At 59.2% G+C, this 15781-nt stretch carries 17 protein-coding genes; 5 read left to right on the top strand and 12 right to left on the bottom strand.

Features of this window, described 5'->3' with window-relative positions; translation table 11 throughout:
- Nucleotides 1–180 (bottom strand): OB-fold nucleic acid binding domain-containing protein (locus AC33YF_RS07235; RefSeq protein ID WP_491776533.1); only part of this gene is annotated, 180 nt, incomplete at its 3' end.
- 200 nt (nt 181–380) lie between these two features.
- On the opposite strand from AC33YF_RS07235, the gene rnd reads away from it, so the two are divergent.
- Complete coding sequence (gene rnd / locus AC33YF_RS07230; RefSeq protein ID WP_491776531.1) at nt 381–1550, top strand: ribonuclease D; 1170 nt, start codon at nt 381–383, stop codon at nt 1548–1550.
- Here the strand turns inward: rnd and AC33YF_RS07225 are convergent.
- The 7 genes from AC33YF_RS07225 to AC33YF_RS07195 all read right to left on the bottom strand — a co-directional run bounded on the left by AC33YF_RS07225 (nt 1518) and on the right by AC33YF_RS07195 (nt 8310).
- Nucleotides 1518–1712, bottom strand: a complete 195-nt coding sequence (locus tag AC33YF_RS07225; protein WP_491776530.1) for a DUF2905 domain-containing protein — start codon at nt 1710–1712, stop codon at nt 1518–1520. The genes rnd and AC33YF_RS07225 overlap by 33 nt on opposite strands.
- A gap of 3 nt (nt 1713–1715) precedes the next feature.
- A complete protein-coding gene (locus AC33YF_RS07220) occupies nt 1716–2042 on the bottom strand; it encodes a MerR family transcriptional regulator (protein WP_491776529.1) in 327 nt (108 codons plus the stop codon).
- Nucleotides 2042–2983 (bottom strand): DnaJ C-terminal domain-containing protein, encoded by a 942-nt coding sequence (locus tag AC33YF_RS07215; protein ID WP_491776528.1) that lies wholly within the window; start codon nt 2981–2983, stop codon nt 2042–2044. The genes AC33YF_RS07220 and AC33YF_RS07215 overlap by 1 nt, the downstream gene beginning before the upstream one ends.
- A 176-nt stretch (nt 2984–3159) precedes the next feature.
- Nucleotides 3160–4677: an exopolyphosphatase gene (gene ppx, locus AC33YF_RS07210; RefSeq protein WP_491776527.1), complete on the bottom strand. Its 1518-nt coding sequence runs from the start codon at nt 4675–4677 to the stop codon at nt 3160–3162.
- 9 nt (nt 4678–4686) lie between these two features.
- Nucleotides 4687–6867, bottom strand: coding sequence for an RNA degradosome polyphosphate kinase (locus AC33YF_RS07205; protein WP_491776526.1), 2181 nt, complete (start codon nt 6865–6867; stop codon nt 4687–4689).
- A gap of 115 nt (nt 6868–6982) precedes the next feature.
- Nucleotides 6983–7660 carry a P-loop NTPase family protein gene (locus AC33YF_RS07200; protein ID WP_491776525.1) on the bottom strand — a complete coding sequence of 226 codons (678 nt, stop codon included), beginning with the start codon at nt 7658–7660 and terminating at the stop codon, nt 6983–6985.
- A complete protein-coding gene (locus AC33YF_RS07195) occupies nt 7657–8310 on the bottom strand; it encodes a CDP-alcohol phosphatidyltransferase family protein (protein WP_491776524.1) in 654 nt (217 codons plus the stop codon). The genes AC33YF_RS07200 and AC33YF_RS07195 overlap by 4 nt, the downstream gene beginning before the upstream one ends.
- A gap of 222 nt (nt 8311–8532) precedes the next feature.
- On the opposite strand from AC33YF_RS07195, the gene purM reads away from it, so the two are divergent.
- From purM to AC33YF_RS07180, 3 genes are all read left to right on the top strand, one after another.
- The gene (gene purM / locus AC33YF_RS07190; protein ID WP_491776523.1) at nt 8533–9594 is read left to right on the top strand and encodes a phosphoribosylformylglycinamidine cyclo-ligase; all 1062 of its coding nucleotides are present in this window, start codon (nt 8533–8535) and stop codon (nt 9592–9594) included.
- Nucleotides 9591–10256, top strand: coding sequence for a phosphoribosylglycinamide formyltransferase (gene purN, locus AC33YF_RS07185; RefSeq protein ID WP_491776522.1), 666 nt, complete (start codon nt 9591–9593; stop codon nt 10254–10256). Before purM ends, purN begins: the two co-directional genes overlap by 4 nt.
- 279 nt (nt 10257–10535) lie before the next feature.
- The gene (locus AC33YF_RS07180) at nt 10536–11900 is read left to right on the top strand and encodes a cytochrome P450 (RefSeq protein WP_491776521.1); all 1365 of its coding nucleotides are present in this window, start codon (nt 10536–10538) and stop codon (nt 11898–11900) included.
- A gap of 78 nt (nt 11901–11978) precedes the next feature.
- On the opposite strand, the gene ndk is transcribed toward AC33YF_RS07180, so the two are convergent.
- Nucleotides 11979–12401, bottom strand: coding sequence for a nucleoside-diphosphate kinase (gene ndk, locus AC33YF_RS07175; RefSeq protein WP_491776520.1), 423 nt, complete (start codon nt 12399–12401; stop codon nt 11979–11981).
- Nucleotides 12402–12566: 165 nt separating this feature from the next.
- Here ndk and AC33YF_RS07170 point away from each other — a divergent pair, with 165 nt between their 5' ends.
- The gene (locus AC33YF_RS07170) at nt 12567–12917 is read left to right on the top strand and encodes a DUF3147 family protein (RefSeq protein ID WP_491776519.1); all 351 of its coding nucleotides are present in this window, start codon (nt 12567–12569) and stop codon (nt 12915–12917) included.
- Nucleotides 12918–12938: 21 nt separating this feature from the next.
- On the opposite strand, the gene AC33YF_RS07165 is transcribed toward AC33YF_RS07170, so the two are convergent.
- From AC33YF_RS07165 to AC33YF_RS07155, 3 genes are all read right to left on the bottom strand, one after another.
- On the bottom strand, nt 12939–13397 hold the full coding sequence (locus AC33YF_RS07165) for a DNA polymerase III subunit chi (protein WP_491776518.1): 459 nt from the start codon (nt 13395–13397) through the stop codon (nt 12939–12941).
- A gap of 13 nt (nt 13398–13410) precedes the next feature.
- The gene (gene der / locus AC33YF_RS07160; RefSeq protein ID WP_491776517.1) at nt 13411–14781 is read right to left on the bottom strand and encodes a ribosome biogenesis GTPase Der; all 1371 of its coding nucleotides are present in this window, start codon (nt 14779–14781) and stop codon (nt 13411–13413) included.
- A gap of 108 nt (nt 14782–14889) precedes the next feature.
- Nucleotides 14890–15633: a tetratricopeptide repeat protein gene (locus AC33YF_RS07155; protein WP_491776516.1), complete on the bottom strand. Its 744-nt coding sequence runs from the start codon at nt 15631–15633 to the stop codon at nt 14890–14892.
- Between the last annotated feature and the right edge of the window lie 148 nt (nt 15634–15781).

Below are 15781 nucleotides of genomic sequence, written 5' to 3'. Positions count from 1 at the left end.
GATCTGCGTTATCCCATAGTGGTCCCGTAGATCGATGAACAGCAGCCCACCATGATCGCGGATGCGGTGGACCCAACCAGAGAGGCGAACGGTGTTCCCGACATCGGCGCTGCGAAGCGCGCCGCAAGTGTGAGTGCGAAAAGCGTGCATGGCTCTATGATCTTTGGCGGAGGGCTGAATTGCCGCGAAGGCCGCCGGTTCGGAGGCGAGCGGAACAGCGCATGGGATACCTCCTTTTGTCAAGGCGCCGACACGTCTTTCTAGGCCCGCCGAGCCAAAGGCGGCGCCGCATCGCAATCTCCCGCTGCCATCCCGTCAAGTGGTGCTGGTCCATTAGTTTCCTTGGCCATGCGGGGTTCCTTGGGCTATATCCGCCACTCATGAATCTCATCACAACCACAGAAGGCCTCGAGGCGGCTTGCGCCGACCTCGCAAAGGCACCGTTTATCGCCGTCGATACGGAGTTCATGCGCGAGCAGACCTTTTGGCCGCGCTTGTGTCTCATCCAAATCGCGGGCGGCGATACCGAGGTTCTCATCGACAATATGGCGCCCGATGTCGATCTTGCGCCCTTCTTCGATCTGATGGTCGACGAGAACGTGCTGAAGGTTTTTCACTCAGCCCGACAAGACATTGAGATCATTCACCATATGGCAGGCGTGGTGCCTCACCCAATCTTCGACTCGCAAGTGGCTGCGATGGTTTGCGGCTTTGGCGAAGCGGTCAGCTACGCAATGCTGGTGAAGCGCCTGCTTGGTCGAAATCTCGATAAGAGCTCGCGTTTTACGGATTGGAGCCGCCGGCCGCTCTCGGAGAGGCAGCTGACATACGCCCTCGGCGACGTAACCCATTTGCGCGACCTGTACCCAAAACTTCGAACTCAGCTAGACAAGTCCGAACGGGCGAGCTGGCTCAACGAAGAAATGGCCGTCCTCACCGATCCAGCAACCTATGAGCTTCATCCAGAGCAAGCCTGGCGGCGACTGAAAATGCGCATCAAGACGCAGAAGGCGCTGGCTATTCTGATGGAATTGGCGGCCTGGCGGGAACGCGAGGCGCAGAGTCAGGACGTCCCACGCTCTCGCGTGCTGAAGGACGAAGCACTCTATGACATCGCCGGGCAAGCGCCACGCACCATCGAAGACCTCGGAGGGCTGCGATCCCTACACAACGGCTTCGCCCGATCCTCACGCGGCCGGGCTGTGCTTGAGGCCGTGCAGCGCGGCCTACAGCGTGACCCCGCCTCCGTGCCTACCCTTCAGCGCGGCACGCCAATGCCACCCGAGGCCCAGGCCGTCATGGACTTGCTGCGTGTTCTGCTGAAAGCAACGGCTGGACGCCACGGCGTGGCGCCGAAGTTGATCGCCACAACGGACGAACTCGAACAGATCGCACGCTCTAACGATTCAGACACCTCGGCCTTACGCGGCTGGCGGCGCAAGCTCTTTGGCGAAGATGCGTTGGCGCTCAAGCGTGGAGAACTGTCTCTGACAATCCGCGAGGGTTCGGTGACGGTTCTACCGTCGGAAGAGCCAGAAGATCCCTCCTAGGAGCAACGCGACGATTAGACCTGTGGTGAAGGGTACATAGAAATAGAAGCTTCCAAGATCCACCACGATATCACCTGGCAGTCGCCCGAGGCCGTACTGCACGCTAGCCATGGTGAGCAAAATCACCAGCAGCACATAAAAGATAAGGGTCCCCGGAGACATGGGCTAGCTCCGCCGCCGCTGCTCAATGCGCAGCCGTACCGTCGCCCGAATATCAGGCGGCAGTGCCTCGACCGCCTCGACGAAGCCGCGCAGTTCTGCGCGTAACCCATGGATCTGATCGATGAGGTTGAGGAGGACGGGAACGTCTTCCTCTTGGAAACCCATCTCGTCCTCCAGATTGCAGATCAGCGCCGCCCGAGCGAGATCGGCTTCGGAATAGCCCGGGGTCCCATCTTCCTCAGGCTTGATCAGTCCCTGAGATACGTACACACGCAACCGCGTCACCGTGAGGCGTGAAACGCGCGCGACGACATCCTCCTCGGTAAGCATCACGCTTGCTCCTTCATCGTCCGCCGTGGATCATAGGCGTGGGTTTTTTTCCACTCCTCGATAAAGCGCTTTAGGTCGTCGTCGATCGTCTCGGGCATAATCACATTTAGCCTCACAAGTTGATCGCCCTTCCCTTTGACACCCCGCCCTTTTAGCCGGAGTGTCTGCCCCGAGTTGGCGCCCGCCGGCACGTTCATTGACACTTTCCCGCCAATCGTTGGTACTTCGACCTTGCCGCCAAGCACCGCTTCGTCGAGGCTGATCGGCAGTTCCACGACAATGTCGTTGCCTTCGCGTTTGAAAACCTTGCTAGGCCTCACACCGACCTCGACCAACGCATCCCCTGGCGGACCTTCGCCGAGTCCTGGATGCCCCTTACCCTTGAGCCGTAGGACCTGGCCCTCATCGACGCCGGGTGGGATCGTGACATCCAACGTACTACCATCTGGAAGCGTAATGCGGGTCTTCGTGCCGTTTACCGCATCGAGAAACGGAATGTCGAGACGGTACTGGGCATCCTGCCCCTGCATGGAAAAGCGCGCGCCGCCGCGCTGACCGCGACCATGCATCCCTGCCCCATGCATGCCGCCGCCGCCAAACATGTTGCCAAAAAGGTCGCTGAAATCGCCCATGTCTTCATAGCCTGCAGAGGAGTGGTAACGCGCACCGCCCGGACTGCCGGCGTATTCGCGATAATAGCGCGCCTCGGGCCGCTCTTGCCCGCTCGCGTCGATCTCACCTCGGTCGTATTGCCCGCGCTTCTCCTCGTCGTTCAAGATCGAATACGCGTTGGAGATCTCTTTGAACTTCTCTTCTGCAACCGTATCGCCAGGGTTGAGGTCTGGATGCAGCTTTTTCGCGAGCTTGCGGTAGGCCTTAGTGATTTCATCGGCGGTCGCGGTCTTGGCGACCCCTAGTACGGAATAAAGATCCTCTGCCATCGGTGTCTCAGGTTTGAGCTGTCGTCTGGGCCCGCCTTGGGACTTGGGCGCTGTCGAAAAAATGAGACCGAAGAGTGTGCGGGAACCCTAGGTTGGGCAACAGTCTCTTCGCCTGCAATGATTTAAGGATTGTTCCTCGATTCAGCAAGTTCGGGATCGTTGGCGGCAGCGCTCTGCTAACTCGCAGCACGCTGAAACGACACTCCGATGCGTATTTCGGGCTCACAATCCAAGAGATTGGCGAGCGTCTTGAAACGGCGGCTGACACGTTCGCCTTCGAGATCGGCATATGGCTCGGGCAAGGTCCAAACGAGCCTATCCCCCTCGTAGCCGAGAGGTGTGTGAGGTAACACTCCCGGCATGGCCGCCGACACCATGTGCGCGACACGAAACGCAGTACCCAGAATCTTCGCGCGCCTAAGCGCTTCCTTATCAACCAGCTCGACAAGGCTCTGGCTTAAGGCGTCGCTCACCACGCCCTCGTTACGGTAGTAAGCGGTCAGGGCCAAAAATGCGCGCCCGGGATGATCGACGCCAATGAGGTCGCCATTGGCAATCAGGTTAAGACTCTGAGCTCCCCGGTAGTCGGGATGCGCGCGCCAGCCGATATCCGAGAGCAAGCAGGCCGCGTGGCGCAGACGAGTCTGCTCTGGCGTCTCCACCGGCCCGGGCACGCGGAACAGGTCGTCCGTCCAAGCCAGCAACTCATTGGCATTCTCGACAGAGCGGGAGCGTTGCAACGCGAGTGTATGGCACGCCTCGATGAGCGGATCTTTGACCCTCTCCTCCGCGCTGAGCAGACTATAGAGAAGCCCTTCGCGGATGCCGAAGACAGACGTCACGATGGATCTCGGTTTCATCTGCTTGATCAGGCGTTCGAGCACCAGAGCTCCGTAGGGCAGCGTCTCTCGCCTTGCGCTGGATATGTCACGGAGACCAGGCATGTCCTCGTTCAGCTCATTTTGAAGCGTACCCACAAACTTTAAAGCGTCCGGCGCATCGATTCGGTAATTGTGCATCACGCGCAATGGGTAGTTGGTCTTAGCCATATGCAGCCGTGCTGTAGCACGCCAGGTCCCTCCGATCGCATAAAAGTCTCGGCCCCGTCCCTTCTCAAGCCAAGTTACCTTGGAGAACTCGGAATCGATGATCTCTCGCGCCTTCTTGAGATTCTCGCCGGACACGTCGATCAGGCGAAGTCCCCCGAGCGGAAGCGTAAGCGCGTTGGACAAGCGGCCACCTCGAACATCGACAAGCTCTAGGCTGCCCCCTCCGAGATCGCCGACAAATCCGTCGGCCGCATAAATCCCCGAGACAACGCCGAGCGCAGCGAGTTCCGCCTCCATCGTGCCCGACAGCACCGTGACACGATTGCCCAACACCTCCTCGGCCTTAGCGATGAACTCTGCACCATTCTTCGCATCGCGTGCCGCGGCGGTCGCGATGACCTCAGTCCGATGCACATGCAGCTGTGCGATTAGCGCTCGAAAACGCCGCAGCGCCCGAAATGCGCGCGCCACGCCGGCAGGCTCAAGGCTCCCGGTTGTCGCGACCGACCGGCCAAGCCCGCACAGAACCTTCTCGTTGAACAAAGGTGCGGGCGCGTGCGTGGCGCCATCGTAGACGATCAGCCGAACCGAGTTGGAGCCGATATCAACAACGGCCACCGGCGCGCGTTTCTTCCTCCCAGCCATGGCGAGAGACTAGATGGTCTCATCGACCCGCGTAAAGCGCGGAGGCATGTTTTCCGGTAGAGAAGTTCCCCGCCCGGAGAGGCTAGGGTTCGTCATGAAGTAGTTTTGGGCGCAGAAAGGCTCTTCTCCCTCCCCGACTTCGACCCGCGCGGAGTTTCCGTCCGGCAGCACGCGCCAGCTCTGAAGGTTGTCCTTGAGATTCGCGACCATGATCTGATCGAGGATCTGCTCGTGCACCGTAGGGTTCTTGATGGGGGTCATGGCCTCGACCCGTCGGTTTAGGTTTCGGGGCATCAAATCCGCAGAGCTGATATACACAGCCGCCTTTCGGTGCGGCAGACCATGGCCAGCGCCAAAACAATAGATGCGGGAGTGCTCCAGAAAACGCCCGACAATACTCTTCACCTGGATATTCTCCGACAAGCCGGGCACACCGGGGCGGAGACAGCATATTCCGCGACAAACGAGGTCAATCTCGACTCCAGATTGGCTTGCTTCGTAGAGCGCGTCGATAATTTCGGGGTCGACCAGCGAGTTCATCTTCATCCAGATGGCTGCGGGGCGGCCGGCCTTGGCGTGATACATCTCCTCGCGAATATGATCGAGGATTCGTGCCCGAATTCCGCCGGGCGAGACCACCAGGGACTCAAGCTCAGCCGGTTCGGCATAACCCGTCACATAGTTGAAGATACGAGAGAGATCGTTGCCGATAGATCGGTCGGCGGTGAAATAGGAGAGATCTGTGTAGATCTTGGCGGTGACCTGATGATAGTTCCCCGTCCCCACATGGCAGTACGTGGCCAGTTCGCCGCGCTCGCGCCGGACGATCAAGCTGAGCTTGGCGTGGGTCTTCAACTCGATGAAACCGTAGACGACTTGAACGCCGGCGCCTTCCAGATCGCGAGCCCATTTGATGTTGGCCTCTTCGTCAAAGCGGGCCTTGAGCTCGACGACCGCCGTTACCGACTTACCGGCTTCCGCCGCTTCCTTCAGCGCCTCAATGATGGGTGAGGTCTTGCTCGTCCGGTACAAAGTCCACTTGATTGCGACGACATCGGGATCCGCTGCGGCCTGCTTGAGGAACTGCAACACAACGTCAAAGGACTCGTAAGGATGGTGGACCACAATGTCCTTCTTGGCGATAGCCGCGAAGCAATCCCCGTGATGCTCGCGGATGCGCTCGGGGAATCGGCTGACATAGGGCGCGAATTTGAGGTCGGGGCGATCGGCGACAATGAGCTGATCGGTGTCCGTGAGCCCGATCAGCCCTTTTTGCACGAAGCTCTCACGTTCGGTGACCTTGAGTTCCTGCATCACGAACCGTTGCAGCCGTGACGGCATGGTGGCTTCCATCTCAAGCCGGATGACCGAGCCGCGCTTGCGGCGCTTCAGCGCCGACTCAAACACGCGCACGAGGTCTTCCGCTTCTTCTTGGACCTCGATATCGCTGTCGCGCACGACCCGGAACGCACCCTGGCTCCGTACTCGGTAACCTGGGAACAACCGAGGAACGAAAATCCCCACGACCGTCTCCAAACGGACGAAACGAATGCCTGCAGTCTCGTCGGTTCCCTGCGGGAGCCGTATGAACCGGTCGAGTTGAGAGGGAATTGGCAACAGCGCGTGCATCGTCCGGAACGACGCTTCGCGCACGAGCTCTAGGCCCAGCGTAAACCCAAAATTCGGGATGAAAGGAAATGGATGAGCCGGATCGACGGCGATCGGAGTCAATACTGGAAAGATCAAGTTTAGGAAGTGATCCTCGAGCCAGTTGCGCTCCTCAATTGTCAATTGGTCTGCGCTGAGGACATGAATGCCGGCCTCGCCGAGGAGCGCTTCCAAGTTCACCCAGTTTTCTTGTTGATGCGCGGTCAGCTCAGCGACAGAGCGGTTTATCCGATCGAGCTGCTGGGCCGGGGTCAGGCCGTCCTGGCTCGGTGTCTCAATCCCAGCCACCATTTGCGCGCGCAGACCCGCCACGCGAACCATGTAGAACTCGTCCAAGTTGTTGGCGGAAATCGACAAGAAGCGAAGCCGTTCCAGCAATGGATGGCGTTCGTTTTCGGCCTCCTCCATCACGCGCTTGTTAAAGTTCAACCAGGACAGCTCGCGATTGAAATAGCGGCTCGGGCCATAAGCCGCGATTCGGGCAACCGCGCCCTCCGGCTCTATCGTTTCCGGAATGTTCATCGATATCCTCTTGCAACAAAGGGCCTTGCGCGCCCGCCAGCCCATTCACGGCAGAGCTTAAATTTTAAGCCTGCAACTGTATCATCAGGGTAACGGCAAAGGTCAAATCCGGGCCCTAGTCCATCGGCGCTGGCCTCTCAAGCGCCTCGGTCACCAGCTGCCGACTGATTTTTTTGCCGGATCGCAAAGCCGCCCGGTCCACAGCATCGACCGCCTCGGCGGCTGCCTCTAAGGACCTTTCGATCCTGAGGGCCAAGAATTCGAGCACTTTGGGCTCGATAGACAGCTGACGGTCCGAGAAATGTTTGAGCATCACCGTTCTTAGCAATGCCTCGTCCGGAGCCCCGATTTCCGTGACCCGTATGGAGCTGAGGCGTGAGAGTAGGTCCGGTAAGGCAAATGGCCAGCGATTGGGGCTTATCCGGGCTGTCATCAGAACTGAGAATTGCTTCTCCCGCGCGAGGTTGAGGAGATGGAACAGCGTGCGATCATCGAAGCCAGCTCGATCGACGTCCTCGGCAACAAGCGAAGACCCGGCCGGTCGTGCGTCAAACGAAGCGACATCCAGACCGCGAGGATCGAGTGCTTCGGCCCCGGACCTTTCCTGCCAAACCCGGACGAGATGCGTTTTTCCACTCGCAGCCGGACCAACGAGTACCTGCGCCGGCTCTTGCCAATCCGGCCAAGCGTCGACCATGCGGACCGCCGCGAGGTTGCACTCGCTGACGAGAAAGTCCTCCACGCCCAAGGCGGCCCGATGCGGCAGATCGAATGCGAGTTGTCCGGGGCTCACGGTGTTCGTACCTGGGGTCGCGCTGCACCATTTCCACCGCTTTCCGCGCGCTGTCCCTGGACGCCCGGCCGCGAGGTTGCAGATTTTAGTTCTGGCCGAGCCTCGGAAAGCTCGGGCTCGTAACTCATCATGTGCCGCAGCCATCCGAGGAAATAGACGAAGGCGGACAAGATCGTAAAGCCGCCCGTGATCCAAATGAGCACGCGCACTAGGCTATCGACGCCCAAGCCGAGCCCAAGTTGGGCTAGAACAAGCCCGGCAAGAGCGATTTGAGCGAAGGTATTGATCTTGCTGACGGCCAGCGGCTTCACCTCAACGGGCCGCCCCATGATCCAGGCGAGCACAACCGCGCCGACGATGAGGATGTCGCGGCTGACCACAATGATCACAAGCCAGACCGGCAAGTGGCCGGAAAGGCCCAACGCGACATAAATCGCAACCAGCAAGGCCTTGTCTGCGATCGGGTCCAAATAGGCACCAAGCTCGGTATGCCAGCCATACCGCTTGGCGAGGTAACCGTCCGCGGCATCGGATATGCCCGCGAGCATGAAAACCACGAATGCGGCGAAGAAATCCCCCTCGATGATAAGCCAAATCAGCAGCGGGACGGACACGATCCGCGCAAATGTCAGCGTATTGGGGATGTTCACCGGCGCCTCTCCCGAGCGTCTTTGTATTCTGAGTTCTTCCCGGCCCGGAGATTATCAGACTGCGCGGTCTCCGCAGCCCCTTTCAGGCGCCCCACCCGGCCCCTTGCCTCGGGCCCCCATGCCTGCCAAGAGTGGTATGACAGAACCCTGGGTTTTGCATGCCGTGTCGCCGCAGGCCCGGATCCCCGTGGCCCGTCCAACGTCTCTAAGCTCAAAGAGTCCATGCCGAAAAGCAAGCCGCTCACCTATCGCGAGGCAGGCGTCGATATCGATGCCGGAAACGCTCTCGTGGATGCAATCGGCCCGCTCGCTGAAAAGACCAAGAGATCGGGCGTCCTTGGGAATTTGGGCGGTTTCGGCGGCCTGTTCGACCTCGCGTCCTGCGGCTTCAAAGACCCTGTTCTTGTCGCCGCCACCGATGGCGTCGGGACCAAGCTGAAACTCGCCATTGATACAGGTCTGCATCAGGGAATCGGCGTCGACCTTGTGGCGATGTGCGTCAACGATCTCATTGTCCAAGGTGCAGAACCGCTTTTCTTCCTGGACTATTTTGCAACTGGGAAGCTGGAAATAGGCGTTGCTGCCCAGGTCGTCGCCAGCATCGCCGACGGATGCCAACAAGCCGGCTGCGCGCTGATTGGCGGCGAAACGGCCGAGATGCCTGGAATGTATGGGAACGGTGACTACGACCTCGCAGGTTTCGCAGTGGGCGCCGTAGAACGGGATGCCATTCTGCCAAGGCCGGATGTTTCAGCCGGAGACGTGCTGATCGGCCTGCCCTCATCAGGAATTCACGCGAACGGCTTCTCACTCGTGCGCCGCGTCGTTGCAGAAAGCGGCCTTGATTGGGATGACCCGGCCCCCTTCGCGCCCGAATACAAACTTGGGGAGGTTCTACTCACCCCAACCCGCATCTATGTCCGCCAACTACTTGATACGATTCGTACAAACCCAAGGGCCGTGAAGGCGTTATGCCACGTTACCGGTGGCGGCCTGATTGACAACCTGCCTCGCATCTTGCCCACGACGGTATCAGCCAGGATCGACATCGAGGCCGTCGAGATGCCGCCTGTTTTCTCCTGGCTCCAGAGTGAAGCGCGGCTAAACGCACATGAGATGTTTCGCACGTTCAATTGCGGTATCGGCATGGTCGCTGCCGTATCGCCCGACGATGTCAATCGCGTCAGCGCCAGCCTGGGCGAAGAAGCACGACAGATCGGTTTGCTTGCCGAACGAGGTGATGGCACGGCGGTCGTGCTCGACGCCGGGGTCGTCGGGGCATGAGCGCGCGGCGTCGCGTTGGTGTTCTCGTCTCGGGCCGTGGCAGCAATCTGCAGGCGCTCATCGATGCCGCTCAGATGCCAAACTATCCGGCAGAGATAGTTCTCGTGATCTCTAACGTGCCTGAGGTGCAAGGGCTCATCCGCGCGGAGCAAGCAGGCATCCCGACCCGAACGATCAACCATCGAGACTACCCGTCTCGCGAAACGTTCGAAGCGGCACTGAATGATGCGCTCAAGCAATCGCGTGTCGAGCTTCTCTGCAATGCGGGATTTATGCGCCTTTTGACGGAAAGCTTTGTGTCGTGCTGGCTGGATCGCCACCTCAACATTCATCCGTCTCTGTTGCCTGCTTTCAAGGGCCTCGATACGCACGCACGCGTCCTCGCTGCGGGCGCCCGCATAACAGGGTGCACGGTCCACTTCGTGCGGGCGGCGATGGATGACGGCCCAATCATCGCGCAAGCGGCCGTGCCCGTCTTGACCGGCGACACCGAGGCGACACTAGCGGCGCGGGTGCTGACCGCCGAGCACCGTCTCTATCCTCATGCCTTGCGCCTCGTTGCGTCCGGGGAGGCGCAAGTGCGGGGGGAGTTCGTGGACGGCATGCCCAAGGGCCCGGCAGAACCTGCCCTTTTTTCGCCCCCCCTGAGGGGCAGTTCTTAATAGGCTGCCCAAACGCCAAAGAAAGCCCTTCAGTGACAGCAAGAACTTGACGTATCGCAATATTCAGCTGCGCAAGGGCCCGTAGACAATGCAGACAAGCGGATGCTAGGAACAGCATCTATTCAGTCGATCTCCGCAACTAAGGCCCGCGCGCAGAAGTCATGCGAGGCGGAAGTTGCCCGAGACCTAGTGCTGATCTTGCGGTTTGGCCTTAAGCCCTGTGTGGGAACACTTGGCCCTCCAGGAACACTTGGCCCACCAATAAGAGGGAAGGCTCAAATGGCGGACATGACGGTCGCCTACTCTGCGTCGCACGGCCTCGGAGAAGAAGACAGTATTTGGTTCAAGCTCTCGGCTCTTTTGAACCAAGAGAACCCTATGCAGGTCCTCATGGCCTTGTGCGAAAAGTACAAGGGCGTCCTGCCGGTCAATCTCAAGAACCAACGCATCGTCCTATTAAGCGAGCCGGAGCATGCCGAGCGTGTTCTCGTGACGAATGCGGACAATTACATAAAGTATTTCGACGGACTCCGTCCCGTTTTCGGACGCAGCATGATCACCATTGATGGCGCGCTGTGGCAGAAGATCCGCGTTCCGCAGCAGGCGGCGTTCCATCCGAAAATGTTCGAGGAGTATTTCCCCTATTTGATGTCCGCTATCGATTCCAAGATGGACCGTTGGCAAGCGATTGCGGAGTCAGGCGAGACCGTCGAGATGGTGGAAGAGACCTGGACCATGGCGGCCGACATGGTGTGCCGCGCTCTGTTCGACCGCGAGATGCCCTTCAACCCGCACTTCGTGTTCAAGCAGGTAAAGACCTACACGGACGTGACCAACCACAAATCCGTTCGACTCAAGAATGTGCGTGGCGAGCTCGAAGAGATAACGGATGAGGATCCTGCCAAGGCGATGGAGGTCTGGCATTCGGTCCCAGATACGGTTATCGGCGCGAATGTGATTGATCACCGAGAGAAGACCCTGCTGACGGCAATGTTGGAGGCCGAGGCCGATCCCGATTTCCCGGAATTCGACCACCGCCAAGTCATCGATGAGATGAAGCAGTATCTTTGGGCGGGAACTGAAACGACGGCGCTGACACTAGCCTGGTCGCTCTACCTTCTGTCCCAGCACCCAGAAGCCATGGAGCGCGTCCGCGAGGAGGCGCGTCGTGTTTGTGGCGACGGCGATCCCGACTGGAACCAAGTGCAGCAACTTAGCTACACCCGCATGGTCATTCAGGAGACGATGCGTCTCTACCCGCCGATTTGGGGCCTGATCCGCGTTGCGGCGGGGGATGACGAGATCGCCGGCCGCAAGATCAACGCGGGCGACAAGGTCTCTGTCTTGACGTACATCGCTCATCACAGCCCGAAATATTGGGAAGAGCCGGAGAAGTTCGATCCGGAGCGCTTTGCGCCGGAGCGTGCGAAGAAGCGGCGGAAATATTCCTACCTGCCCTTTGCGGCTGGCAAGCGCGCCTGTATTGGTGGCGCCCTCTCACAGATCGAGAACACGCTTGCTCTGGTCCAGCTCCTCAGGCGCTTCACGCCTGAATATGTGGGCCCGACGCCGGCGAAGATCCGCGCGACCGTCACGCTTTGCCCTCAAGGCGGCCTGCCCTTCCGGATTCGCGAACTCAGCTAGGGCGACTTCTTCTTCAAGCGCAGGAGCGCCTCTTTGAAGCGTCGTGTGGCGTAATGACGGGCTAGGGCCGGCCGCCGCTTAGCCGACGATCTCGCTCTTTTTGAAACAGAGGTCGATCTCGCGCTTTGCGTTTTCGGGTGTATCCGATCCGTGTACGGAATTCTTCTCCAAGCTGATGGCAAAGTCCTTACGGATTGTGCCAGCATCGGCTTCTTCCGGGTTTGTCGCCCCCATGACTTCGCGATTCTTTTTGATCGCGTCTTCGCCTTCGAGGACCTGGATGACGATGGGTCCCGACACCATGAATTTCACGAGATCGTCGAAGAAAGGCCGCTTCTTGTGCATCTCGTAGAATTCTTCGGCATGCTTCTTCTTCCACCAGACCCGCTTTTGCGCGACGACCCGAAGGCCAGCTCCTTCCAGGCGCGCGACAATCAAGCCGGTGATATTCCGCTCGGTGGCATCTGGCTTGATGATTGAGAGCGTGCGTTCGATGGCCATGTGGTCAAGTCCTTCTAATCTCTGAAACTTTCTAAACTTTCAAATCTGGGCTGGGCTTATAGCGATCCGCTATGACAGCCGCAAGGCGTCGGCGCTAAAGTCGGCAAGCAAAGTCCGGATCGCGATTAATCGGGTCTAACGAATAATTCAAGCAAGGATGTGCCAATGCTCTATGTCACGATCAAGGTTCTTCTGACGAGCGTCCTTGTGGTCGCGGTCTCTGAGGCGGCAAAACGCAGTGCGCTGTTCGGCGCACTGATTGCTTCGCTCCCGCTCACCTCGATACTCGCGATGTTCTGGCTGTATATCGACACGGGCGATACGGAGAAGATCTCCCGCCTATCCACCGGGATCTTTTGGCTGGTTTTGCCCTCGCTGGTCTTGTTTCTCAGCCTCCCCGTACTTTTGCGGTCCGGCGTTGGCTTCTATCCGAGCATGGCCGTCTCAATCGGCCTGACCATCGGCGCCTATTTCGCCATGCTCTATGTGCTCGGACTTGCAGGGATCGAGATCTAGCCAACGGTTGCGGGCCACTCGTCACGCTTTTTGCTGCCAACGTCCGTTTTCGTCTTGCTGCCAATAGCTCACCGAGAGCCCTCGCTCCTTGGCTACCGACCAGGCTTCCCGAGCGCGCGCGACGGCATCTGCATCGTGCCCATCAAAGATATGGACGACGCGTTCATACTCCGCGGCTAAATCCAAGCGCGCACCATCTACCAGGAACCGAACGGCGGCTGCGTTCGGGTTCGCGTCCGTATCGGTCAGATAGATTGGCTGGGACTCGGAGGAACCATCGGCATCGGCGCCGTGGGGCAAGAAGCTATCTTCTCGATAGGTCCACAGAAGCGTGTTGAGGGCGTCGACCCGCTCTTGGCTTGTAGCCTGGACCGCGGCTCGCCAACCGCGCTCCAGTGACCGCTCCAGCAACGCGGGTAGCACTTGCTCTAAGGTGCGGTTCTCAAGGTGATAGAAGAAAACCTCTGTTTCGCCGCTCATCGAACATCCGCTTTCACGATTTGGACTTCACGTACGGATTCTTGCCTTTGCGCAGGTTGAAGCGGATCGGCACGCCAGGCAAATCGAATGTCTCGCGCAAACCATTGACGAGATACCGAACGTAGGACTCCGGCAACGCCTTAGGCTGGGAACAGAACGCCACGAATGTTGGCGGTCGCGCGTTGGCCTGGGTCAGGTAACGGAGCTTCAGGCGGCGGCCCGACACAGCTGGCGGTGTATGCGCATCCACCATCTCCTCCAGCCATTGGTTGAGCGCGGCTGTCGGCAACCGTTTGTTCCAGACCCCGTCCGCGGCAAGCACGGCATCCATGAGCCGATCGACACCCTTGCCGCTTTGTGCCGAGAGCGTCACTAGGGACACACCCTTAGCCTGGGGCAGCAAGCGCTGACACATCTCGCGCAGTTCGGTGAGACTCGCCTGCTTATCCTCCACCAAATCCCACTTGTTGACAGCGATAACAATCGCCCTCCCCTCTCGGACAATCAGATCGGCTATTTGTAGATCCTGTTTTTCGAAAGGCTTCTCAGCGTCAAGCAGGAGAACCACCACCTCGGCGAATTTGATTGCACGGAGCGTATCCCCGACCGACAGCACCTCTGCGCGCGCCTCGATCCGCGCCTTGCGCCGAAGGCCCGCCGTATCGAAAATACTCAACCGCCGAGAGCCCCACTGGATCTCGGAGGCAATGGCGTCGCGCGTGATTCCCGCCTCCGGCCCCGTAATCATGCGGTCTTCTCCGACAAGCGTGTTGACCAAGGTCGACTTGCCGACATTCGGGCGTCCCGCGATGGCGATCCGCAAGGGATAGACACCGTCTTCGTCCGGCTCGCCATCGTCACGCTCCGCGTCCGCACGCGCCGAGCCTTGCGCATCTCGGTAGGCTTCCGCGATGGCCTCCGTTACATCGCCAACGCCAAGGGCATGTTCGGCGGAGATTGCCAGAGGTTCCCCCAGCCCCAACGAGAACGCCTCATAGAAGCCTTGTTCCGCGGCCCGCCCCTCTGACTTGTTGGCCACCAGCGCGACAGGCCTGCCGTACTTTCGCACCAGTTCGGCAAAGATCTCGTCCGCAGGCGTGATGCCCATTCTCGCATCGATTACGAAGAGAACAAGATCCGCCTGTTTGATCGCTGCTTCCGTCTGGAGCCTCATACGCTCAGTCATGCCTTGATCGCCAGGCTCCAAACCTGCCGTGTCGATCAAAGTTAGCGGGCAACCCTCGATCACCACGTCCGCTTCGCGGCGATCGCGGGTCAGACCCGGCTGATCGTCGACCAGCGCGAGCTTCTTACCCACAAGACGGTTGAACAGCGTTGATTTGCCGACATTCGGGCGTCCGACAATGGCGACGGTAAAGGACATAGCTAAGCGTTCGCGGGGTTTAGTTCTTCAAGCGAGTGGGCAAAGATACGTGAGACGGGCAAACAACGCTAAGCACAATAAGGAGACACGACACACCCGCCATGAAGGCTAGTTTGTCGTCGTCTCGCTGTCCTGAGCACCTTCTGTTTCGCTCTCATTGGACCCGCCAGTCGAAGCGCTGGAGTCGGAATCCGCCGCCGTCTGACTGACGATTAGGGCCAGCATTACGTTGGCACGATCGCGCATGTTGCGCGGCGTTCCAGCATCCACCAACAAGGCGCTGAAACGCTCCTCTGCGGCACTCAGATCGTCGTTTTGATACGCCGAAAGCCCCAAAAGCTCCTGCGCGGAGAAGCGCCATGCGCTCTTACCTTGGGCCAAACTATTCAGACGTTCTTGCATCTCTGCATAGTCAGCATTGTCGAGACGCAGACTGGCTGCTTGCAGTTTAGCCAACCCTTTCAGGATAGCGTCTACACGTCGATCCTTCGCCAACTCGTCGTAGGCAGCGACCGCTTTTTCAGTCTCGCCTGCCTTAGCTTGGCTCGAGGCAAGCTGGAAGCGCGACAGAATGCTGTAGCCGGAAGGGCCATCTTTGGCCAAATCGCCGAAAGCCTTGGTAGCCTCGGCCTGGTCCGCATCGTTCTTCAAGGTCAGGGCAGCGGTAAAAGCATCGCCCGCCGTCTCGGCCTGGCTTTCCTCCAGGTACTTCCAGATATTGTATGCCGCCGCACCAATAATCAGCACCAAGGCAAGGCAAATGACATAGATGCCAAACCTGTCCCACAACGCCTTGTAACGCTCTTGGCGAACCGCGTCGTCGACCTCACGAATGAAACTATTGTCGGTCATGGGCTCAAGTGCTCTTTCGGCATTGTCATGCGGCGTCAGCGCGCGGCTTTGCAGGTCTGGTGCGAAACCGGATCGATCGCCCGGCCTAACCCACGCCGTATAGTGAAGGCCGCTTGCTGGCGCAAGACTGAAAGCCGGCGTCGGCTCC

This window comes from Methyloceanibacter sp. (assembly GCF_058506495.1).
Note: the sequence above shows the minus strand (reverse complement) of the source record. Positions and strands in the feature narration are given on the sequence as shown.